The organism is Streptomyces callyspongiae, from assembly GCF_047200695.1.
In the GTDB taxonomy this organism is placed as follows: Bacteria; Actinomycetota; Actinomycetes; order Streptomycetales; family Streptomycetaceae; genus Streptomyces.
Window position 1 is genome coordinate 60,472 of sequence record NZ_JBJZOM010000015.1, and the last position, 21,504, is coordinate 81,975.

The window sequence follows — 21,504 nt, forward strand, 5'->3', positions numbered from 1 at the left end:
CGAGGCGGCTGCGGCGCCGCGTCGACGGCCAGTAGGGTCGTCCGGGCCGGGTCCGAGGGTGGGCACGGCGGAGCGACAAGGGCCGGGAACGGGCGAAACGGGGGCGACGATGCGTCGATGGGTGAAGGCAGCCATCGCGGCGGCGGTGTGCGTGGGGCTGGGCGGCTGGATCGGCCAACCGTACGCGCAGGACTGGTGGGTGCTCCGGGACGCCTGCGACGGTTCCCTGCCGCCCGACGCCGTCCGGCAGTTGGCGCCCGAGGACGCCCACCTGGCGGACGACGAGTGGGAGCAGGGCGGGCAGCCCGACTGGTACAGGTGCACACTCCGGGTGGAGTCGCGGCGTCGTGCCGAGAAGTTCCTCACTGCTGCGGCCTCGACCCGGGTGGAGGACCGGGAGCAGGAGTTCGACCTTCTCTTCTCGGACGGCAGGTATTCCGCGCCGGTTCCGCTCGCCGGTGGACTGCCCGGATTTCTGGACCAGTTCCTCGACATGCACTTCCTGGTGCCGTGTCCCGATCTCGGCGAGGACGCCGACGGGCGGCAGCAGACACTTGTGGTCCGGTTCGGGCTGAGCATGGAGGCGGACGGTCCGGCACCGGCCCCGGCTGTGTACGAAGCCGCAGTGACGTTCGCCAACGCTGCCTCGGAGAAGCTGGGATGCGGTGCCGAGTCTCTCGAGGTTCCCGAGGCGCACGACCTGCCCGCGAGCCTTCTCGACGCGGACCGGTCGACGACCGTGCCGCTGGACGAACTGACAGCCGCACCGCCGTGCGGCTCGCTCGCGGGTGCGGATCTTCCCGACAACACGGCGTGGCGGGCCTCCTTCTTCTCCGACGCACAGGTGCCCTATACGCGTTGCAGCCTGCTTGTCCCGGAGGGACGCACGAGCGGTCCGGAGGACAAGGTCACGCTCCTCGCCTGGTACGGCGATTGGAGCACCGAGCTGGTTTCCGTAGGGAACGAGCGGCTCGGTATGACGGGTTTCGCGCGCTGCGACGGGCAGGACGCCAACTTCGCGCTGAACCTGCGCGAGCGTCTTCCCGGCAGGATCGACGCCACCACGCAGCGTGCACTGCTCACGGCGTTCGCGCGGGACGAGGTCCGGCGTCGTGACTGCTCGGATCTCCGCTTCACCTGGTGACTCCGCTCCACCGGTGAACCGCAGGCCGGCCGGCCCGCCCGGCCGTCGAAGGACCCGAAGTGCCCCGGCGGTCAGGCGCCGCTCAGCGCCCCGCCGCGCGGCGCGACGGCGTGCCACCGCACGGTGACCTCTCCCTGCCGCCAGCGGCGGGGACCGTCCAGGAGCGGCCAGTCGACCGCGAGCGCCTGCACCGCGCGCAGCCAGCGCTGCCGCGCGCCCAGCGCACCGTACGGGGCCGCGGACGCCCAGGCGCGGTCGAAGTCGCGCAGGAAGGCGTGCACCGGCTCACCGGGCACGTTGCGGTGGATGAGTGCCTTCGGCAGCCGCTCCGCCAGGTCGGTCGGAGCGTGCAGGGAGCCGAGCCGGGCCGCGAACGTCACGGTGCGGGGACCTTCCGGCCCCAGGGCGACCCACACGTGACGGCGTCCGATCTCGTCGCAGGTGCCTTCCACCAGCAGCCCGTCCGGAGCCAGCCGCGCCCGCAGCCGGTCCCACGCCTGCGGCACCTCGTGCTCCGCGTACTGCCGCAGCACGTTCGCGGCGCGGATCACCTGCGGCCGGCGGTCGAGCGGGATCTCGAACCCGCCCCGCCGGAAGGACAGCCCCTGCCGGGTGTACGCCTGCGCCGAAACCACCCGCGCCGGGTCGATCTCCAATCCGACCACGCGCAGATCGCGTCGTACCCGGTGGAGCCGGACCAGCAGCTCCATCGCCGTCCAGGGCGCGGCGCCGTAACCCAGATCGACGGCCAGCGGTGCCGCGGTCGCGCGGCGCAGCGCGGGCTCGAGGGCGTACGCGATCCAGCGGTCCATGCGGCGCAGCCGGTTCGGGTTCGTGGTGCCGCGCGTCACCGTCCCGACGGGACGAGGAGCCATGCGGTCGACCATGCCCCGAGCCTAGTGCCGGCGGGCCCCGCTGCGACGCCTCCGGGATCCCGGCGCCCCGGGGCGAGGTGAGCCGCACCACACCGGGCGTCAAGTTTCGGCAAAGTCGAAATGGCAGCGCGTCCTCGCGGCGTTGAAGCGGGTCGCAGACCACCGGAGGAGGGCACACGACGTGAGCCAGCACCTGCCCCGGCTCGGCGGCCTCCGAGGCCGCCCCCGGGTGCCCGGCGCCGCGCACTCCCTGCCGGCCGCCGTCCTGCCGTCCCCGCGCAGGCGCATGCACGGCAGGCCGCGCCGGGTGGCGATGCTCAGCGTGCACACCTCGCCCCTCCACCAGCCCGGCACCGGCGATGCCGGGGGCATGAACGTCTACATCGTCGAACTCGCGCGGCAGCTCGCCGCCACGGGCATCGAGGTCGAGATCTTCACCCGCGCCACCACCGGCGATCTGGAGCCCACGGTCGAACTCGCGCCGGGGGTCCTGGTGCGCCACGTGGACGCCGGACCGTACGAGGGGCTCGCCAAGGAGGACCTGCCGGCGCAACTGTGCGCCTTCACGCACGGCGTGATGCAGGCGTGGGCGGGACACCGCCCCGGGCACTACGACCTGGTCCACTCCCACTACTGGCTCTCCGGCCACGTCGGCTGGCTCGCCGCCCAGCGCTGGGGCGTCCCGCTGGTGCACACCATGCACACCATGGCGAAGGTCAAGAACGCGGCGCTGGCCGCGGGAGACACCCCCGAACCGCAGGCCCGCGTGATCGGCGAGCAGCAGATCGTCCGCGCCGCCGACCGGCTCATCGGCAACACCGCCGACGAGGCCCACGCCCTGGTGCACCACTACGACGCGGACCCCGCCCGGACCTCGGTGGTGCACCCCGGCGTCAACCTCGGCACCTTCCGGCCGGCCGACGGGCGCGCCGCCGCACGGGCCCGCCTCGGACTGCCGCAGCACGCGGTGGTCCCGCTGTTCGCGGGCCGGATACAGCCGCTCAAGGCCCCCGACGTCCTGCTGCACGCCGCGGCCCGGCTCGTCGAGGACGACCCCTCGCTCCGCTCCCGCCTGGTCGTACCCGTGGTCGGCGGCCCCAGCGGCAGCGGGCTCGCCAAGCCGGAGCGGCTGCAGAAGCTCGCGGCCCGCCTCGGCATCGCCGACCTCGTCCGGTTCCGCCCGCCGGTCGGGCAGCAGGAACTCGCCGACTGGTACCGGGCGGCGAGCGTCCTGGTGATGCCCTCGTACAGCGAGTCCTTCGGCCTGGTCGCCGTGGAGGCACAGGCCTGCGGCACCCCGGTCGTCGCCGCGTCGGTGGGCGGCCTGCCCGTGGCGGTGCGCGACGGGGAGACGGGATTCCTCGTCGACGGCCACGACCCCGCGGACTACGCGCGGGCACTGCGGCGCTTCGTCGACGACGAGACCCTGGGGGCGCGCATGGGCGCCGCGGCGGCCGCGCACGCCGAGGACTTCGGCTGGGACGTCGCGGCGGCCGCGACCGCCGACCTCTACACCGCCGCCCTGCACGGCAGCCGCCGTCACCTACGATCACTGCATGGCTGAGCAGACGCCCACGTCACCCGCCGCCGTCCTGGAGCAGGCGCTCCGCGACGCCGAACTCGACTGGGAGAACCCGTCCGAGGGCACCTTCGTCGTGACCCTGCCCGGCGCCCGCAAGCTCTCCACGACCTGCTCGCTGGTCGTGGGACGCCACTCCCTCTCCGTGAACGCCTTCGTCGTGCGGCGACCCGACGAGAACCAGGCCCGGATCCACCGCTGGCTCCTGGAACGCAACACCCGCCTCTACGGCGTGGGCTACGCCGTCGACCACCTCGGCGACATCTACCTCGTGGGACGACTGCCGCTGTCCGCCGTGACGCCCGAGGAGATCGACCGGCTGCTCGGCACGGTCCTGGAGAACGCCGACGGCTCGTTCAACACCCTGCTGGAGATGGGCTTCGCGAGCGCGATCCGCAAGGAGTACGCCTGGCGCACCTCGCGCGGCGAGTCCACCCGCAACCTGGAGGCGTTCTCCCACCTCACCGGGGACGGCGACGACCGCTCCTGACACCACCGGCCCCGGCACCGTTCCGGCCCGCGGACCGCGCCACGGCGCACCGCCCGGGTTCGTCTAGTCTCGGAGCCATGGCCGACGCACCGTACAAGCTGATCCTGCTCCGCCACGGCGAGAGCGAGTGGAACGCGAAGAACCTGTTCACCGGCTGGGTGGACGTCAACCTGACGGAGAAGGGCGAGAAGGAGGCCGTCCGCGGCGGGGAGCTGCTGGCGGACGCGGGCCTGCTCCCCGACGTCGTGCACACCTCGCTGCAGAAGCGGGCCATCCGCACGGCCAACCTCGCCCTGGAAGCAGCCGACCGGCACTGGATCCCCGTCCACCGCAGCTGGCGGCTGAACGAGCGGCACTACGGGGCGCTGCAGGGCAAGGACAAGGCGCAGACCCTCGCCGAGTTCGGCGAGGAGCAGTTCATGCTGTGGCGCCGCTCCTACGACACCCCGCCGCCGGAGCTCGCCGACGGTGCCGAGTTCTCGCAGAGCGGCGACCCGCGGTACGCCGACATCCCCGGTGAACTGCGGCCCCGGACGGAGTGCCTCAAGGACGTCGTCGGCCGGATGATGCCCTACTGGTACGACGGCATCATCCCCGACCTGCTCGCCGGCCGGACGGTGCTCGTCGCCGCCCACGGCAACTCGCTGCGCGCCCTGGTCAAGCACCTGGACGGCATCTCCGACAGCGACATCGCCGGTCTCAACATCCCCACCGGCATCCCGCTCGGCTACGAGCTGGACGCCGACTTCCGCCCGGTGAAGCCCGGCGGCACCTACCTCGACCCGGACGCCGCGAAGGCGGCCATCGAGGCCGTGAAGAACCAGGGGAAGAAGTAGCCAGTCCCGAAGAAGCCCCCTACCAGCGGTTTTCCCACCGGTAGGGGGTTTCCTTGTGCGCCTGGGCCGTCCCTGGGCCGTCAGGGCGTACGCCGGCCGTCAGGCTAGGCGCTGCCCGAGTCGCGACAAGCTTACGGGCCCCCGGATCTCTCGCCCCATGGCAGCTCCTGCCCAAAGCCGCTCCACCGACCTCACAGATCGGCGCGAGCCGATATGCCCTTCCTGCCTTCGACAAGGCTCGTGATCGCCGCGATGCTCTGCTGCGGCGTCTCGCCTGCCGTGTAGACGGTTCGCGTAGCCATCGCATGGCTCACTCGATCGTCGAGCCACTCGGCGAGAAAATCATGCCCGTCAACGGTCCAGTCGGTGCCCTTGGAAGAGATCGCCCGCTTGCGCAGAACGGCCAAGGCCTCATCGCGGTCACTTGAGGGGAGCACCATATGGACGGAAGGACAACGTCCTAGCGCAACGCGCGCGCGAGCTGCGTGATCCCTGTTCGTGAAGCTGGTGTGTCCTGCACCAAGCGCGATCACTGTTCTCGGATGATCTTCGATCACCCGCTGGACGGCGTGCGCCCTAGCGTGCTCCCACTCTCGTTCAGCGGCCAACCGCCCCACGATGCCGACGCGCTCCACTACGCGCGCGATACTCCAACCCACCTCGGCATAGTAGGAGTCGCCGACGACGTCGAGGTCCACAAAGGAACACCCCAGCGCGGCAGCGACTCCGCGACCGAGCGTGGTCTTTCCCGTTGCGGCGGGTCCTATAAGAACAAGCAGCGGCTCAGCTGTCATGTCGTGATCATCACCTGCTTCCACCTACTCCGTCTCCAAAGTTGGGGCCTTCCAGCCAGGTCGGAGGAGCGCGGGCTGGGCGACCCGAGGTTCAGTGCCGGGCCGTCTGTGGGCCGTGCGAGGGTGCTCGCGGGTGACCAACGACGACCAATGACGGCATGCCGAACCGCGCTCAGCAGCGCTCGGGCCGGCGGAAACGCACGTCCCGGAGATCACCGGCAAGAACCAGGGGAAGAAGAAGTAGCGGGACGCGAAGGAGCCTCCTACCGGCGGTTTCGCCGTGGGTAGGGGGCTGTCCTCCGGTACCGGGCCGCAGGATGCTCGGGAGGGCGTGCCTCCTCCCGACCGGCCGACAGGCGCGGATTTCGGGTGCGTTCCGCTCGGCGGGGTGCTAGGCAGGGGCGCCATGACGACGCCCCGCAGGTACAGCGCGGATGAGGTGGATCCCCAGGTGGCCGAGGCGATGGCCGCCGAGCACGAGACGCTGTCGCCCGCCTGCCGTGCCGATCCCGATCGGCTGCGCGACTTCCTCGCCCCCGACTTCCACGAGTTCGGCGCCTCGGGAGGCGAGCTCCGGTTCGACGGCACCGCGGAGCGGGTGGCCGCGTACACCGACCCCGACGGCGAGCCCATCCGGGTGGAGCGGATGCGCGGCGAACTGCTGGCCGACGGCCTGGTGATGCTGAAGTACACCGCGTCGATCGACGGCCGACGCTCGCACCGCACCTCACTGTGGCGGCGGACGGAAGAGGGCCGCTGGCAGATGTTCCACAACCAGGGGACTCCCACCTGCCGCTGACCGCCGCCCCGGCATCGGAGCGTCCGTTCCTCCCGCAGGACCCGCGGGAGGAACGGCGTCACGGACCTGCTGTACTGCTGCCGTCCACCACCCGCCCGACCGGCCCGCGACGGCCACGCCGCCAGGAGAGTCAGTGGAAGACGCGACGCAGCACGAGCAGGCGAGCCCCGAGATCCAGGCACGGATCCGGAAGAGCTTCGACAACCAGGGCCTCATGGCCCATCTCGGGGCGCGCCTCACGCACATCGGACCGGGCCGGGTCCACATCGAGCTGCCGGCCAGGCCCGAGGTGACCCAGCAGCACGGCTACTTCCACGCGGGCGCCACCAGCGCCGTCGCCGACAGCGCGGGTGGCTACGCGGCCTTCACGCTCTTCCCCGAGGACACCTCGGTGCTCTCCGTCGAGTACAAGATCAACCTGCTGGCCCCCGCCGTCGGCGACCGCATCGAGGCGATCGGGACGGTGCTGCGCCCCGGACGCACGCTGACCGTCTGCCGCCTGGAGGTCCTGGCCGTCCAGGAGGAGCGGCGGAAGCTCGTGGCGTCGGGCCAGCAGACGCTGATCCGCGTGGACTGAGCCGCTCCTCCGTCAGGAGTCGGTCGCGGGACTCGCGGCGTCGGTTCCGGGCGCGGGACCTGCGGGAAGGACCGATCCGTCCTCGGGGAGCTCGTCCGCGTAGTCGCCGGTGACCAGGTAGACCACGCGACGGGCGACCGACACCGCATGATCGGCGAACCGCTCGTAGTAGCGGCCCAGCAGGGTCACGTCGACGGCGGTCTCGATGCCGTGCTTCCACCTGTCGTCCATCAGGTGCTGGAAGAGCGTGCGGTGCAGGTCGTCCATCTTGTCGTCGTCGTGCTCCAGCTGGAGTGCGGCGTCGACGTCCTTGGTGATGATGACCTCTGCGGCCTTGGCGATCAGCCGCTGCGCGAGCTGCCCCATCTCCAGCAGGGTGGCCTGCAGGTCGCGCGGCACCGGCGAGTCCGGGAAGCGCAGCCGTGCCACCTTGGCCACGTGCTGCGCCAGGTCGCCGGCACGCTCCAGGTCGGCGCTCATCCGCAGCGAGGTCACGACGATCCGCAGATCGGTGGCGACCGGCTGCTGGCGGGCCAGGAGCTGGATGGCCTTGGTCTCCAGGTCCCGCTGGAGGTCGTCCACCTTCTCGTCGGCGGCGATCACGCTCTCGGCGAGCTTGAGGTCGGCGTCGAGCATCGCCGTCGTGGCCCGCCCGATCGCGGAGCCGGAGAGCCGTGCCATCTCGACCAGGCTGTCGCTGATCGAGTCCAGCTCCTCGTGGTACGCGTCCCGCATGGGTTGTCCTTCCTCGCGTGGCGTGTCCGGGCAGTGACCCGTGAGGTGGTGAGCGGTCGGCGGAGTCGCGTTCCTCCGACGTTCCCGCCCCCCAACGCTGCCACGGTCAGTGCGCAAAGCGTCCGGATCCGGCCGCACAAGTGAATCAGCTCCTTCAAGGAGGTGAACTCTGGGGGACGAGTGAGCGTGACCGGCCCCGAAGGGCTGGGGGCGGATCGTTTCGGCCGCATAACCTGGGTCCCATGGACGTGAACGCGGCAGTAGCCGCTGTGGCTGCGGTCGCCGGTGTGTGCACCGGCGTGGTCGCGATGCTCGCGTTCCGCTGGAGCGAACGGGAACAGGCCCGCCCCACGCGTACCGCGCGGCACTTCGACCCCGCGCAGCTGCCGTCCGGCGTCGACAACGTGCTGTCGGTGCTGCGCTCGTCGGCGGTCGTGCTGGACGAGAGCGACAGCGTGGTGAAGGCCAGCTCCGCCGCCTACGCCCTGGGCCTGGTCCGCGGAGGGCGGCTCACGGTCTCCGAAATGCTGCGGATGGCCCGGGACACCCGGCGCGACGGCGAGATCCGGCAGGTGGAGCTCGACCTGCCGCGCCGCGGCGGCGGCCGCGGCGGTGAGGCGCTCGCGGTCTCCGCCCGCGTCGCCCCGCTCGGCTCCCGCCTGGTCCTCCTCCTCGTCGAGGACCTCACCGACGCCCGCCGCATCGAAGCGGTGCGCCGCGACTTCGTGGCGAACGTCAGCCATGAACTGAAGACCCCCGTCGGCGCGCTCTCGCTGCTCTCCGAGGCCGTGATGGACGCCGCCGACGACCCGGAGGCGGTGGAACGCTTCGCCGGCCGGATGCAGAACGAGGCCACCAGGCTCACCAGCCTGGTGCAGGAACTGATCGACCTCTCCCGCGTGCAGAACGACGACCCGCTGGAGGACGCGGAGCCCGTGCCGGTCCCGGAACTGGTGGCGGAGGCTCTCGACCGCTGCCGGCAGTCCGCGTCCGACAAGCAGATCACCCTCGCCTCGGGCGGTCTCGACGACCTGTACGTGTGGGGGAACCGCGGCCAGCTCGCCGCGGCCCTCGGCAATCTCGTGGAGAACGCCGTCAACTACTCGCCGGCCCGGACCCGGGTCGGCATCGCCGGGCGCCGGATCGCGGCTCCCGGAGGGGACCTCGTCGACATCGCGGTGACCGACCAGGGCATCGGCATCTCGGCGGCGGACAAGGAGCGGATCTTCGAGCGGTTCTACCGGGTCGATCCCGCCCGCTCCCGCGACACCGGCGGAACGGGCCTCGGGCTCGCCATCGTCAAGCACGTCGCCGCCTCGCACGGCGGTGAGGTCACCGTGTGGAGCACCGAGGGGGAGGGCTCCACCTTCACTCTGCGGCTCCCCGAAGCGGGCAGTGCGCGGAACCGCAAGGACTCCGGTCGCGACGACCGGGCAGGGCACGCCTCCGGTGGCTCCCTGCACGACCCGGCCGACTTCGACGGCGAGGACGGCCGCCCGGCCCATTCGAACGACACCCATGAACAGCACATCTGAAGCTCCGGAGGTCAGCCGTGACCCGAGTGCTCGTTGTCGAGGACGAGGAATCGTTCAGCGACGCACTGTCGTACATGCTGCGCAAGGAAGGCTTCGAGGTCGCGGTCGCGTCCACGGGGCCGGAGGGGCTGGACGAGTTCGAGCGCAACGGCGCCGACCTGGTACTCCTCGACCTCATGCTGCCCGGGCTGCCGGGTACGGAGGTGTGCCGCCAGCTGCGCGGCCGTTCCAACGTCCCCGTCATCATGGTGACGGCCAAGGACAGTGAGATCGACAAGGTCGTCGGGCTGGAGATAGGGGCCGACGACTACGTGACCAAGCCCTTCTCCTCGCGCGAGCTGGTGGCACGGGTGCGTGCGGTGCTCCGGCGCCGCGGCGAGCCCGAGGAGGTCGAGTCGGCGGCGCTGGAGGCCGGCCCGGTGCGCATGGACGTCGACCGTCACGTCGTGACGGTCGGCGGCGGGAAGGTCGACCTGCCCCTGAAGGAGTTCGACCTGCTGGAGATGCTGCTGCGGAACGCGGGGCGCGTGCTCACGCGGATGCAGCTGATCGACAGGGTGTGGGGTGCGGACTACGTGGGGGACACCAAAACCCTCGACGTGCACGTCAAGCGGCTGCGCGCGAAGATCGAACCCGACCCCGGAGCCCCGCGGTACCTGGTCACGGTGCGCGGTCTGGGCTACAAGTTCGAGCCGTGATCGGCGGGTACGTCGCCGTGTACGTACGAGGGCCCCGGAGCCACGCAGATCCCTGGAACTGCGCCGCCCGCCGGGGCCCTCACCCGTGCCGGTGCACGGGACGGTTCAGTGCGCCGCTTCGGTGCCGTCCTCGGCGCTCGCGGTCGGCGACTCCTCGGTGAGGGCAGCGCCCGCGGCGCTCTCGTCCTCACCCGCTGCGGGCGAGCCGCTCGGTGCGCTCGGCCGCGGCGAGGGGTTCCCGGTGGGGACGCCGGAGGGGGCCGGCACCGTGCTGGGACCGAAGTCCGGGTAGCCGTCGTGGTCGGCCGGCACCACCGCCGCGCGCAGCGTGATGCGGCCGGTCCGGCTGAGGACGAAGGTGACGCGCTGCATGGCGCCGGGCTTCACGGACCCCGGGGCGGGGGCGGAGGCCGAGGCGTTGCCCTTGCCGCCGAACGCCAGAACGCCGTCGGCCGGGACGGCGAGGCCCTTGCCGTCCTCGGGTGGGCTGAGCTTCACCCGGCCGCTCACGCCACGGATGCTGACGGCCTCGACCTTCTCGGCCTTGTCGCCGTTGTTGAAGATCCGGGCCGAGAGGCCGAGCGGGCCCTCTCCGTCCTCGGACGTGATGAGGTTGACGGCCCGGACCTCGATGTCCCCGACCTGCTTCCCGGGGTTGTCCGCGCTCACCTGGAGCGTCGCGGAGCTGTGTCCGGCACCGCAGGCGGTGAGCGTGGCGGTGCAGACGGCGAGGGCGGTAGCGGCGAGGGCGCCGCGTCGAAGGCTGCTGCTCACGGCGGCGGCAACTCCTAGGACGAGCTCTGGCGGCCGAACGGCGTGCCCGGTCGCGGACGGTGGTCGATCGACCCCACAGGCTACCGACTCCGCGGGTGGCGGCAGCAGCCGCCCCTCCGTCCGGCGTGTGAGCCCCGGGGCGGGCCTCGGGGTCCGCTGTTCCCTCCCGGGGGTGCCGCTCCGTGACGGAGGCACGGGAAGGGCTCGCGGGAATCCTCGGGAAAGAATGTGAGAAGGCAGTGGGAATTGATCACCGAGTGGGCCGAACGGCGCCCTGCCAATTCCGGAGAACGAGCGAACAAACAGTCCCGAAGAACTCACAAAACGGGCATTTGGTGTACGCGAATGACCCCTGCGCGGCGCCCGAGGGGCGGGTTCGGTGGCACCCTCAGAGGTGTCCCGACCTGCGAATTCACCGCCCCGGGTCCTCCCCGCAGCATGCCGACCGGTCGATTGTCAAGCCCCGAGATGCGGCCTGACCTGCGGAAACGCCATTCAGAACGCAGGGGTCCCGTGTTAGACTGGATAGCCACGGAAGGGGTACCTGACACATGACGTTCAAGGTTGGCGACACCGTGGTCTATCCCCATCACGGGGCCGCGCTGATCGAGGCCATCGAAACCCGCCAGATCAAAGGCGTGGACAAGACCTATCTCGTTCTGAAGGTCGCGCAGGGCGACTTGACGGTGCGCGTACCGGCGGACAATGCGGAGTTCGTGGGTGTGCGCGATGTCGTCGGGTCGGACGGCCTGGACAAGGTCTTCGAGGTGCTGCGCGCACCCTATGCCGAAGAACCCACCAACTGGTCCCGCCGCTACAAGGCGAACCTCGAGAAGCTCGCCTCCGGCGATGTGATCAAGGTTGCCGAGGTCGTGCGCGACCTGTGGCGCCGCGAACGCGAACGCGGTCTGTCCGCCGGCGAGAAGCGGATGCTCGCCAAGGCACGTCAGATTCTCGTCAGCGAACTCGCACTGGCGGAGAAGACCAACGAGGACAAGGCCGAGGCGCTGCTCGACGAGGTCCTCGCCTCCTGAGTCGCCACCCCCGGGCTCACCCACCCAGCCGCCCCGCCGCGGTGCTCGGGAACGTCGAACCACAGTCGGCCGTTCCCCGGGCGCTGCGGCGTCGGTGCGTCGCGCCCCCTGCACGGCGTGAGAGCGTGCCGCCATCAACGCGAGCACGGCGACGGCGCCCACCCCACGCATCTCACCCGAAAGCTGCCAACGGTGCAGCGCCGGGCGCCGGGCCTTGCGGCCGCCTCGACCGGCTGTCACGGAAGGGTCCGGTCGAGGTCTCGCCCCCGGCACGTTCTGGCCATACCCACTCCTGCTGAGGACACAAACCTGAACGCCTCATCGATGTCACGCGATTCCGCCCTGTCCGACCCGGCGTCCCGCGCCGGCCGGACCGCCGCGGTAATCCCCGCCGCCGGCCGGGGCGTCCGCCTCGGCCCCGGGGCGCCGAAAGCCCTCCGCGCACTCGGTGGCACCCCGATGCTCGTGCACGCCGTGCGCGCCATGGCGCGCGCCCGGGCCGTCTCCCTCGTCGTCGTGGTGGCACCTTCCGACGGCGTGGAGGAGGTCCGCCACCTCCTGCACGACCACTCCCTGCCGGAGGTGGTGGTGGTCGCCGGCGGCGACACCCGCCAGGACTCGGTGCGGCTCGGTGTCGACGCCCTGCCCGAGGACGTCACCACCGTGCTCGTGCACGACGCCGCCCGCCCCCTCGTCCCGGTGGACACCGTGGACGCCGTCGCCGCCGCCGTGCGGGACGGCGCCCCCGCCGTCGTGCCGGCGCTGCCCGTGTCCGACACCGTCAAGGAGGTCCGGCCCGCGGCCCACGCCCGCGACCCCGAACCCGTCGTCGGCACCCCGGAACGCTCCCGCCTCCGCGCCGTGCAGACCCCGCAGGGCTTCGACCGCGCGACACTGGCCGAGGCCCACGCACGCGTGGCCCGCGAGGGCGACGGAGCCACTGACGACGCGGGAATGGTCGAGCGCCTCGGCGTCGAGGTGGTCGTCGTCCCCGGCCACGAGGAGGGCTTCAAGGTCACACGCCCGCTCGACCTCGTCCTCGCCGAGGCCGTGCTCGCCCGGAGGAGGGCCATCGATGGCTTCTGAGACCTTCCCGTTGCCGCGTGTGGGGATCGGCACCGACGTCCACGGGTTCGAGCGGGGGCGCCCGCTGTGGTGCGCGGGCCTGCTCTGGGAGGGCGAGGAGTACGGGCTCGCCGGGCACTCGGACGGCGACGTCGCCGCCCACGCCTCCTGCGACGCGCTGTTCTCCGCCGCCGGCATCGGCGACCTCGGGGCGCACTTCGGCACCTCACGGCCCGAGTGGGCCGGCGCCTCCGGCGTCGCGCTGCTGGCGGAGGCCGCCCGCATCGTCACCGGCGAGGGCTTCCGGATCGGCAACGTGGCCGTGCAGGTGATCGGGGTCCGCCCGAAGATCGGCAAACGCAGGGACGAGGCGCAGCAGGTGCTCTCGGAGGCGCTCGGAGCCCCCGTCTCGGTCTCCGGGACCACCACCGACGGGCTCGGCCTCACCGGCCGCGCCGAGGGGCTGGCCGCCGTCGCCACGGCCCTGCTGGTGCCCCGCGGTGGGGAACCCGCGTCCGGGTGAGGTGTTACGCGGGGCCCCGGGCGCGGTAACCGCTCTCCGAGGGCCCGTGCGGGAGTGTGCCGCGCGGGCGGCTCCGGTGCCCAGCGTCCCCGCAGGAAGGAACCCGTGACAGCCGTGTTCTCCGACGAGCTCAAGCACATCCTCGACGGCCCCGTCTTCGTCGGCGTCGCCACCGTCCAGCCGGACGGCAGCCCGCAGGTGTCGCCGGTATGGGTCAAGCGGGAGGGTGAGGAACTGCTGTTCTCCACCACCGCCGACCGGCGCAAGACCCGCAACCTCGAGCGCGACCCGCGGGTCACCGTGCTGGTGCACCCCGCCGACTCCCCGTACACCTACGCCGAGATCCGCGGCACGGCCACGATGACCACCGCGGGCGGCCAGGAGCTGATCGACGAGCTCGCCCGCAAGTACGTCGGGAAGGACTACGCCGAGTTCAACCCGCAGGCGCACCAGGACGCCGAACGGGTCGTCGTCCGCGTCACGCCGCGCAAGGTGGTCGGCCGGCTGTAGTGGCCCGGCCGGGCCACGGGCACGGGCGCGCACACGCGGTGGTGCGCGCCCACTAGTCTTGACCCCGTGACTCTTCGCCTGTACGACACCAGCGCCCGGCAGATCCGTGACTTCGTCCCGCTCCGGCCGGGCTGCGTCTCGATCTACCTGTGCGGCGCCACCGTCCAGGCGGCGCCGCACATCGGCCACATCCGTTCCGGGCTCAACTTCGACATCATGCGCCGCTGGTTCGCCCACCGCGGCATGGACGTGACCTTCGTCCGGAACGTCACCGACATCGACGACAAGATCATCACGAAGTCCGAGGACCAGGGACGCCCCTGGTGGGCGATCGGCTACGAGAACGAGCGCGCGTTCAACGACGGCTACCAGGTGCTCGGCTGCCTGCCGCCCACCTACGAGCCCCGCGCCACCGGGCACGTCCCCGAGATGATCGAGATGATGCAGGCGCTGATCGACCGCGGCCACGCCTACGCCGCCGACGGCAACGTCTACTTCGACGTCCGCTCCCACGCCGGCTACCTCAAGCTGTCCAACCAGGAGTTGGACAACCTGCGCCAGCCGGAGGGCGAGGGCGAGACGGGCAAGCGCGACCCGCGGGACTTCGCCATGTGGAAGGCGGCCAAGCCCGGCGAGCCCAGCTGGGACACGCCGTGGGGGCCCGGACGTCCCGGCTGGCACCTGGAGTGCTCCGCGATGGTCCACAAGTACCTCGGCCCCACGTTCGACATCCACGGCGGCGGTGTCGACCTGGTCTTCCCGCACCACGAGAACGAAATCGCGCAGTCCGAGGCCTACGGCGACGAGTTCGCCCGCTACTGGGTGCACAACGCCTGGGTGACCATGAGCGGCGAGAAAATGAGCAAGTCGCTGGGGAACTCGGTGCTGGTCGGCGAGATGGTCAAGCGGTGGCGCCCCGTCGTCCTCCGGTACTACCTGGGATCGCCGCACTACCGCTCCACGATCGAGTACAGCGAGGAGTCGCTGCAGGAGGCGGAGACCGCGTTCGGCCGCATCGAGAGCTTCCTCCACCGCGCGGTGGAGACCGTCGGCGAGGTCGCTCCGGCCGCGGACGTTCCCGAGGCCTTCGCCGAGGCGATGGACGACGACTTCGGCGTCCCGCAGGCCCTCGCCGTGGTGCACACCACGGTCCGGCACGGCAACCAGGCGCTGTCCGCCGACGACAAGGAGAGGACGACCGCGCACGTCGCGGAGCTCCGCGCCATGCTCGGCGTGCTCGGACTGGACCCGATGTCCGAGCAGTGGGCGGGCGGGGGCGCCGGCAAGGCCGCCGACGAACTGCACGACGTGGTCGACTCGCTCGTCGCACTCGTGCTGGAGCAGCGGCAGGCCGCGCGGGCCCGCAAGGACTTCGCCACGGCGGACGCACTCCGCGACGAACTCGGGCGGGCCGGTCTCACCATCGAGGACACCCCGTCCGGCCCCCGCTGGGAGCTGGGCCCGCGGGCCTGATCCGAGCCGGTCCGGCCCCCGCCCCGGCGTGCCGGCGGCGGAGGCCGCGGCTCGGGACTGACGCCTCCCGGTCCGCTCCGCGCACGCCGTCGGGGATAATCGCACCGGAACCGCACACATCGCACCGCAGCCACGACCGAGCAGAACACAGAGGTAGTCCCATGGCCGGGAACAGCGCGCGCCGCAACCGCCGCACGTCCAACAAGAAGGGCGCGCAGGTCGGCAGCGGCGGGCAGCGCCGCCGCGGGCTCGAGGGCAAGGGCCCCACGCCGCCGGCGGAGATGCGCAAGGGCCACGCCAAGCAGCGCGCCGCCCAGGCCAAGGCGCGCAAGGCCCAGGGGCGCCAGGGCGGCCCGCGCCGCGGCGGAAAGGGCGGCAGCTCCGAACTCGTCGTCGGCCGCAACTCCGTCGTCGAGGCGCTGCGCGAGGGCGTGCCCGCCAACACCCTCTACGTGCAGCAGTTCATCGACAACGACGACCGGGTCCGCGAGGCGGTCCGCCTCGCGGGCGAACGCGGCGGCATCCACCTGATGGAAGCGCCCCGCCCGGAGCTGGACAGGATGACGTCCAACCTCAACCACCAGGGCGTCGTCCTCCAGATCCCGCCGTACGAGTACGCGCACCCCGACGACCTCACCGCGGTGGCCTTCGACGAGGGCGAGGACCCGCTGATCGTCGCTCTGGACGGGGTCACCGACCCGCGCAACCTCGGCGCCGTCGTCCGCTCGGTCAACGCCTTCGGCGGCCACGGCGTGGTCGTCCCCGAGCGGCGCGCCGCGGGGATGACCGCCGGCGCGTGGAAGACGAGCGCCGGCACGGCCGCCCGGACCCCGGTCGCCCGCGCCACCAACCTGACGCGAGCGTTGGAGGGGTACCAGAAAGCCGGGCTCACCGTCGTCGGTCTCGCCGCCGACGGGGACGCCGACCTCACCGACCTCGACGCGCTCGACGGCCCGGTCGTGGTCGTGGTCGGCTCCGAGGGGAAGGGCCTGTCCCGTCTCGTCGGGGAGACCTGCGACCTCCGGGTCCGCATCCCGATGCCGGGCGGCGCCGAATCCCTGAACGCCGGCGTGGCGGCGGGCGTCGTGCTGTACGAGGCGGCGCGCCGCCGCCGCTGACGGCGCGTCCGATCGCTCGGGGCCGAGCGGGTCGGGATGCGACCGTTCGGTGCGGGGATCTGTCCGTTTGACGGACCGCGGACAGATCCGCGGGGTCAAGGCAGTGTCTTCTCCGTACGTCACTCGGTTAGATGAGTGTGGACACGAGAACACCCCGCCCGTCTCCCGGAGGAACCCCGCGCGGGTTCCTCGACGACGAGCCCGTGCTGAGTACGGTCAAGGTCCCGTCCGACCCCGGCCAGGTCGTCGTCAACCACGTCAGCTTCCGTGTGGTGCTGCCCGGCCCCCTTCCTCGCAGCTCCGCCGTGGAGACGCCGCGGCTGAGAGCCGCGCGGGCAGCGGTGGGACTCGACGCCTCGCCCGCCGCCGGTGCCACCGCACCGGGCACGGCACGTCGCCGCGCCCCGGTGGTATGGAGCGGCCGCGCCGCACCCGGCGACGCCGGGACCGCACGGCTGCTGCAGGCTGTGCGGGTGCCGCCGACCGGACTCGCCCCCGTCCCGCACCGGCCCGGCGCCGGCACACGGACGCTGCCGCGTCCCGACGACGGCGCGCCCACGATCGTCGGTCCGCGCGAGCCCGGGCCGTCGGAGACCACCCAGCCGCTGCCGCGCGTCGCGCCGTCCGCCGGCGGGCGCGCCGCCGCACCCCCGGGCGACGTGCCGCCGGGCGGCACCGGCCCCTCGGGGCCGACCGGCCCCCAACCGGAGGACACCGGCACCCGCGTCCTCCCGGAGTACGCAGACCCGACCTCGCGCCGGCCCCGCCGGAACGATCCGGTGCGGCACGCCTTCTACCCGGGCCGCCGGATGAACCTCGGCATCGTCCTGCTGCCGCTGCGCCTCATCCTCGGCTTCGTCTCCGTGTACGCCGGCATGGGCAAGCTCAGCGACCCCGTGTACTTCGACGGCGGCGACCGCGGATCGATGGTCTCCTGGCTGCAGTCCCTGGAACCGTGGAGCATCGCCTCGCCACTGCACGCCTTCGCCGTCTCCCACCCGGTGGGCGCGGGACTCACGATCGCCTTCCTCCAGATCATCGTCGGCGTGCTCACGCTCTTCGGGCTGTGGCAGCGCCTGGCGGCCGGAGTGGGTGCGGCCCTGTCCGTCGCTCTGCTGGTGACGGTCGCCTGGAGCTCGGTGCCCGTCTACGACGCCCCCGACATGCTTTTCCTCGCCGCGTGGAGCCCGCTCGTGATCGCGGGGGCGCCGGTCTACTCGCTGGACGCCAGACTGGCCGGCGAGGCCTGGCGCACGCTGGGCCCGCGGGCGGAACTGTGGGATCTGCGCGGCAGAGTGCTGCGGCGCGGCATCGTCCTGGCGTCGCTGGTGGCCGGGAGCGCGCTCCTCGCCGGGTCCCTGCTGGGCGGTGCGGTCCGCTCCTCCGAGGCGCCGCGGGTCTCCGAGCCCGGCGAGCCGCCGGTCAACCACCTGCCCGGCTCGCCGCTGCCCCGCGAGCCGAAGGAGAAGAAGCGGACGTCGGAGACGGAGAGCAGCGCTCCGGAGGCCGAGAAGTCTCCCGAACCCTCGGCGTCCAGCGCCGGCACGCCGGGCGGATCCGGCGAGACCTCGTCCCCGAGCCAGCAGGAGACCGTGCAGGCTCCCCAGCAGCCGGCGGCTCCCGCGCCGCAGGAGACCGTCGCGGAACCCTCCTCCTCGGGCACCAGCAGCACCGGCCCGTCCGGGGACGACAGCACCGGCGGCACGGGAGGCACGACGGACGGCTCGTCCGGCGGCGGCGAACCCGAGCGCGGCGGCGCGCTGGGCGGCCTGCTCGGCTGACCCGGCTGCGTCCGCAGCGAGCGGCGGCCCGGCACGGTGTGTGTGCCGGGCCGCCGCTCGCTGCGAGGGGCGCCGAGTCCCCGTGGGGCCGTCCGCCCCCTCGGCCCCTATCTGCGGGGATCGCCGGGCGAGGAGGGCCGGCCGCCTTCCCGGCGGGTCAGCTCCTTCGTGAGCTTCCGCCGGGCCCCTTCGACGTGGCGCCGGTACTTGCCGTGGGTTCTGCGGTCGATCATGCGTCCCGCCATGTCGATGCCCTTGGCGGCCTTGTCCTCGTGACCCCTCACCAGGGTCCTGAGCCTCTTCATCATGGACACGGGGCCTCCTTCGTGCCTTCGTGAGTGGACTGCACGCCGTCGCGTACCCGATGCGAGCCGATCGGCACATCCCGAAGACGAAGAGCACCCGGACGCGGACACCGGAGGAGACGCCTCGTGACGGGCCACCGGGCCGCGGAGGCAGCAGAACCCGCGCCGTCAGCCGGTCGCCTCCAGCTCCCGCGCGGCGTCCATGAGGTCCTTCGGGGTGTCGATCGCCCGCCAGTACGCGCCCTGCGGCAGGGGGAATCCGGCCAAAGAACGGGTGCGTGCCAGGCGGGGGAACGTGTGGCGCTCGTGGTCGCCCCGGTCCGGGAGCAGGGCAGCGAACCCGGCGGAGAACACGTACACGCCCGCGTTGACCTGATAGGGCGACGGGGGCGCCTCCACGAAGTCGACCACGTTGCCGAACGCGTCGGTCTCGACGGCTCCCCAGGGGATGCGGGGCCGCGCCAGCGCCAGGGTTGCGGTCGCATCGCGCTCGGTGTGGAAGTCGGCCATGTCGTGGAGCGGGAAGCGCGTCCAGATGTCGCCGTTGACCGCGTACCAGGACTCCTCCTGACGCGGTAGCGCCGAAGCGGCGAACTTGAGGCCGCCGCCCCGCCCCAGCGGTTCCTCCTCGACCACGACACGGGTGCGGAGCGGGAGTTCGGCCTCCCGGAGCCACGCCTCGACGACGTGCGCCAGGTGCCCGCAGGAGACGACGGCATCCGTGACGCCCGCTGCGGCGAGCCAGACCAGTTGGTGACGGAGGATCGGTGCACCCGTGCCGGGGATCTCGACCATCGGCTTGGGCCGGTCGTCGGTGTAGGGACGCAGCCGCGTCCCCTGGCCCCCGGCCAGGATCACGGCCTGGGTGGGGCGGTGTGCGGGCGGCGACTGCCGTGCGGACGTCTGGGCACCCCTGTCACTCGTCATGCCCGCAGCCTATGCGTCGGGACGGGCGCGCGTCCGCAGACGCACGCCCGTCCCGCAACCCCGCAGCAGTACTTCGTCAGCGCAGCTGCGCGACCCCGGTCGCGAAGGAGGTGTCGCAGACCGGCCGGGCGAACGCCTGGGCGCGGTGCACCGCGCCGTACTTCTTCACGGCGGCGCGCCCGAGCGCCTTCGCGAGGGAGGCGCAGTGCTCGGCCAGCGACGGACGCCGCTGCATCTCGCGCTGCAGGCTGGTGAGGGCGACGCCCGGGTCCTCCCGCTGCAGTTCGGAGAGCAGGCGCTCGCGGAGGACGTCCTGGGGCGCCTTCGCCTCCTGGCGGGCGGAGGACCCCGCGGAAGCCGTGAGGACCTGGGAGTCGGTGGGGCCGGCCGCCCAGGGGACGCTGGCCACCGCCAGCGTCCCGGACAGGACCAGGACGACCGGCAGGACCATCGCCAGGGAGCGGCCGATACGGCGGGCTGCGTTGTTCGCTGCGTGGTGTGTCACAGGGCGATCGTAGCGAGGGGTGACCGCGCGAGGACAATCCGTCACTCGGTCGAGGGAGGAAAAACTCCGCAGTCGTGGCGCTCTGTTGACGTCCATCATCGGAAAACCACGCAAAAGGGCCGCACTTCCCCTTCCGGGAGAAGTGCGGCCCCTGGCTGCCCGCGGTCACCGGCTCACCGGTCCCTCACGGAACGCTCAGTCGCTCAGGCGCTCGCCCGTCGACGTCGAGAAGACGTGCGTCTCGCCGCTCCGCGGCACGACGTGGATGGTGGAGCCCTTCTCGGGCACCTCGCGGCCGGCGACGCGGATCACCAGCTCCTTCTCCTTGCCGTCGAACTCGGCGCTGCCGTAGACGTAGCCGTCGGCGCCCAACTCCTCGACGACGTCGACCTGGACGGCCAGACCGGCGTGCTCCTCCTTGGAAAGGGAGCTGCCGGACCCCTCGCCGTTGACGATGTCGAAGTGCTCGGGGCGGCAGCCGACGGTCACGGTGGTGTCGCCCTTGTCGACCGCGGCGGACAGCGCGTCGCGCTCGACCGGCACGACGCTGTTGCCGAACTTCACGCCGCCGTCGATGACCGGCACCTCGACCAGGTTCATCGCCGGCGAGCCGATGAAGCCCGCGACGAACAGGTTCTCCGGCTTGTCGTACATACGCCGCGGGGAATCGACCTGCTGCAGCAGCCCGTCCTTGAGGACGGCCACCCGGTCGCCCATCGTCATCGCCTCGACCTGGTCGTGCGTGACGTACACGGTGGTGATGCCCAGACGGCGCTGGAGGCTGGCGATCTGCGTACGGGTCTGCACGCGGAGCTTCGCGTCGAGGTTCGAGAGCGGCTCGTCCATGAGGAAGACCTGCGGCTCACGCACGATCGCGCGACCCATGGCGACGCGCTGCCGCTGACCGCCGGACAGCGCCTTCGGCTTGCGGTCGAGGTAGGCGGTCAGGTCCAGGATCTTCGCTGCGTCCTCCACCTTCTGACGGATCTCCGACTTCGGCACGCCCGCGATCTTCAGGGCGAAGCCCATGTTGTCGGCCACGGTCATGTGCGGGTAGAGCGCGTAGTTCTGGAACACCATGGCGATGTCCCGATCCTTCGGCGGGAGGTGCGTGACGTCGCGGTCACCGATGCGGATCGCGCCCTCGTTCACGTCCTCCAGGCCGGCGAGCATCCGGAGCGAGGTGGACTTGCCGCAACCGGAGGGGCCGACGAGGACGAGGAACTCGCCGTCCTCGATGTCGATGTCGAGCTTGTCGACGGCGGGCTTGTCGCCACCGGGGTAGATCCGGGTGGCGCTGTCATAGGTGACCGTGGCCATGCGTATGCGCTCCTTCACCGGCAGGTACGTGCCGGACGATCCGTAGTAAAGGGGGATTGTCCTCCCGGAGGAGGTTTCCAGGACGTTAACCCGGGACCCCTGCGGTT

The 21,504-nt window shown here is 72.0% G+C and carries 23 protein-coding genes; 15 read left to right on the forward strand and 8 right to left on the reverse strand.

Annotation, left to right across the window (positions count from 1 at the left end):
* The first annotated feature begins 109 nt into the window (after nt 1–109).
* The gene (locus ACL06G_RS15995; RefSeq protein WP_412786221.1) at nt 110–1,144 is read left to right on the forward strand and encodes a hypothetical protein; all 1,035 of its coding nucleotides are present in this window, start codon (nt 110–112) and stop codon (nt 1,142–1,144) included.
* 71 nt (nt 1,145–1,215) lie between these two features.
* On the opposite strand, the gene ACL06G_RS16000 is transcribed toward ACL06G_RS15995, so the two are convergent.
* The gene (locus tag ACL06G_RS16000; RefSeq protein WP_412786290.1) at nt 1,216–2,019 is read right to left on the reverse strand and encodes a class I SAM-dependent methyltransferase; all 804 of its coding nucleotides are present in this window, start codon (nt 2,017–2,019) and stop codon (nt 1,216–1,218) included.
* A gap of 181 nt (nt 2,020–2,200) precedes the next feature.
* On the opposite strand from ACL06G_RS16000, the gene mshA reads away from it, so the two are divergent.
* From mshA to ACL06G_RS16015, 3 genes are all read left to right on the forward strand, one after another.
* The gene (gene mshA / locus ACL06G_RS16005) at nt 2,201–3,583 is read left to right on the forward strand and encodes a D-inositol-3-phosphate glycosyltransferase (protein WP_412836206.1); all 1,383 of its coding nucleotides are present in this window, start codon (nt 2,201–2,203) and stop codon (nt 3,581–3,583) included.
* A complete protein-coding gene (locus ACL06G_RS16010) occupies nt 3,576–4,088 on the forward strand; it encodes a type III secretion system chaperone family protein (RefSeq protein ID WP_412786219.1) in 513 nt (170 codons plus the stop codon). Before mshA ends, ACL06G_RS16010 begins: the two co-directional genes overlap by 8 nt.
* Before the next feature lie 77 nt (nt 4,089–4,165).
* Nucleotides 4,166–4,924, forward strand: a complete 759-nt coding sequence (locus ACL06G_RS16015) for a phosphoglyceromutase (protein WP_412786218.1) — start codon at nt 4,166–4,168, stop codon at nt 4,922–4,924.
* 191 nt (nt 4,925–5,115) lie between these two features.
* Here the strand turns inward: ACL06G_RS16015 and ACL06G_RS16020 are convergent, their stop codons facing one another.
* Complete coding sequence (locus ACL06G_RS16020; protein ID WP_412836207.1) at nt 5,116–5,742, reverse strand: shikimate kinase; 627 nt, start codon at nt 5,740–5,742, stop codon at nt 5,116–5,118.
* A gap of 382 nt (nt 5,743–6,124) precedes the next feature.
* On the opposite strand from ACL06G_RS16020, the gene ACL06G_RS16025 reads away from it, so the two are divergent.
* Nucleotides 6,125–6,517 (forward strand): DUF4440 domain-containing protein, encoded by a 393-nt coding sequence (locus ACL06G_RS16025; protein WP_412786216.1) that lies wholly within the window; start codon nt 6,125–6,127, stop codon nt 6,515–6,517.
* A gap of 133 nt (nt 6,518–6,650) precedes the next feature.
* The gene (locus tag ACL06G_RS16030) at nt 6,651–7,094 is read left to right on the forward strand and encodes a PaaI family thioesterase (RefSeq protein WP_412836208.1); all 444 of its coding nucleotides are present in this window, start codon (nt 6,651–6,653) and stop codon (nt 7,092–7,094) included.
* A gap of 12 nt (nt 7,095–7,106) precedes the next feature.
* Here ACL06G_RS16030 and phoU read toward each other — a convergent pair whose 3' ends face one another.
* Complete coding sequence (phoU, locus tag ACL06G_RS16035; protein WP_412786214.1) at nt 7,107–7,829, reverse strand: phosphate signaling complex protein PhoU; 723 nt, start codon at nt 7,827–7,829, stop codon at nt 7,107–7,109.
* 242 nt (nt 7,830–8,071) lie between these two features.
* On the opposite strand from phoU, the gene phoR reads away from it, so the two are divergent.
* Together phoR and phoP are read left to right on the forward strand one after the other, a co-directional pair.
* Nucleotides 8,072–9,364, forward strand: coding sequence for a two-component system sensor histidine kinase PhoR (gene phoR / locus ACL06G_RS16040; protein ID WP_412836209.1), 1,293 nt, complete (start codon nt 8,072–8,074; stop codon nt 9,362–9,364).
* A gap of 17 nt (nt 9,365–9,381) precedes the next feature.
* The gene (gene phoP / locus ACL06G_RS16045) at nt 9,382–10,062 is read left to right on the forward strand and encodes a two-component system response regulator PhoP (RefSeq protein WP_412786212.1); all 681 of its coding nucleotides are present in this window, start codon (nt 9,382–9,384) and stop codon (nt 10,060–10,062) included.
* 105 nt (nt 10,063–10,167) lie between these two features.
* Here the strand turns inward: phoP and ACL06G_RS16050 are convergent, their stop codons facing one another.
* Nucleotides 10,168–10,836, reverse strand: a complete 669-nt coding sequence (locus ACL06G_RS16050; protein ID WP_412786211.1) for a DUF461 domain-containing protein — start codon at nt 10,834–10,836, stop codon at nt 10,168–10,170.
* 551 nt (nt 10,837–11,387) lie between these two features.
* Here ACL06G_RS16050 and ACL06G_RS16055 point away from each other — a divergent pair.
* The 7 genes from ACL06G_RS16055 to ACL06G_RS16085 all read left to right on the forward strand — a co-directional run bounded on the left by ACL06G_RS16055 (nt 11,388) and on the right by ACL06G_RS16085 (nt 18,340).
* On the forward strand, nt 11,388–11,870 hold the full coding sequence (locus tag ACL06G_RS16055) for a CarD family transcriptional regulator (RefSeq protein WP_412786210.1): 483 nt from the start codon (nt 11,388–11,390) through the stop codon (nt 11,868–11,870).
* 324 nt (nt 11,871–12,194) lie between these two features.
* Nucleotides 12,195–12,956 (forward strand): 2-C-methyl-D-erythritol 4-phosphate cytidylyltransferase, encoded by a 762-nt coding sequence (gene ispD, locus ACL06G_RS16060; RefSeq protein ID WP_412786209.1) that lies wholly within the window; start codon nt 12,195–12,197, stop codon nt 12,954–12,956.
* Nucleotides 12,946–13,458 carry a 2-C-methyl-D-erythritol 2,4-cyclodiphosphate synthase gene (gene ispF, locus ACL06G_RS16065; protein ID WP_412836210.1) on the forward strand — a complete coding sequence of 171 codons (513 nt, stop codon included), beginning with the start codon at nt 12,946–12,948 and terminating at the stop codon, nt 13,456–13,458. Before ispD ends, ispF begins: the two co-directional genes overlap by 11 nt.
* Nucleotides 13,459–13,563: 105 nt before the next feature.
* Nucleotides 13,564–13,968, forward strand: a complete 405-nt coding sequence (locus ACL06G_RS16070; protein WP_412786207.1) for a PPOX class F420-dependent oxidoreductase — start codon at nt 13,564–13,566, stop codon at nt 13,966–13,968.
* 66 nt (nt 13,969–14,034) lie between these two features.
* Nucleotides 14,035–15,441 (forward strand): cysteine--tRNA ligase, encoded by a 1,407-nt coding sequence (gene cysS / locus ACL06G_RS16075; RefSeq protein WP_412836211.1) that lies wholly within the window; start codon nt 14,035–14,037, stop codon nt 15,439–15,441.
* A gap of 161 nt (nt 15,442–15,602) precedes the next feature.
* Nucleotides 15,603–16,559, forward strand: a complete 957-nt coding sequence (rlmB, locus tag ACL06G_RS16080) for a 23S rRNA (guanosine(2251)-2'-O)-methyltransferase RlmB (protein WP_412836212.1) — start codon at nt 15,603–15,605, stop codon at nt 16,557–16,559.
* 131 nt (nt 16,560–16,690) lie between these two features.
* Nucleotides 16,691–18,340, forward strand: a complete 1,650-nt coding sequence (locus ACL06G_RS16085; protein WP_412836213.1) for a DoxX family protein — start codon at nt 16,691–16,693, stop codon at nt 18,338–18,340.
* A 107-nt stretch (nt 18,341–18,447) separates the two neighbouring features.
* Here ACL06G_RS16085 and ACL06G_RS16090 read toward each other — a convergent pair whose 3' ends face one another.
* The 4 genes from ACL06G_RS16090 to ACL06G_RS16105 form a co-directional block, all read right to left on the reverse strand.
* Nucleotides 18,448–18,648, reverse strand: a complete 201-nt coding sequence (locus tag ACL06G_RS16090) for an antitoxin (RefSeq protein ID WP_412786203.1) — start codon at nt 18,646–18,648, stop codon at nt 18,448–18,450.
* A 165-nt stretch (nt 18,649–18,813) separates the two neighbouring features.
* Nucleotides 18,814–19,572 (reverse strand): nucleotidyltransferase family protein, encoded by a 759-nt coding sequence (locus tag ACL06G_RS16095; protein ID WP_412786202.1) that lies wholly within the window; start codon nt 19,570–19,572, stop codon nt 18,814–18,816.
* A 76-nt stretch (nt 19,573–19,648) separates the two neighbouring features.
* A complete protein-coding gene (locus ACL06G_RS16100; RefSeq protein ID WP_412786289.1) occupies nt 19,649–20,023 on the reverse strand; it encodes a hypothetical protein in 375 nt (124 codons plus the stop codon).
* Between the two features lie 249 nt (nt 20,024–20,272).
* Entirely contained in the window at nt 20,273–21,397 is a 1,125-nt protein-coding gene (locus ACL06G_RS16105) for an ABC transporter ATP-binding protein (protein ID WP_412786201.1), read from the reverse strand.
* Between the last annotated feature and the right edge of the window lie 107 nt (nt 21,398–21,504).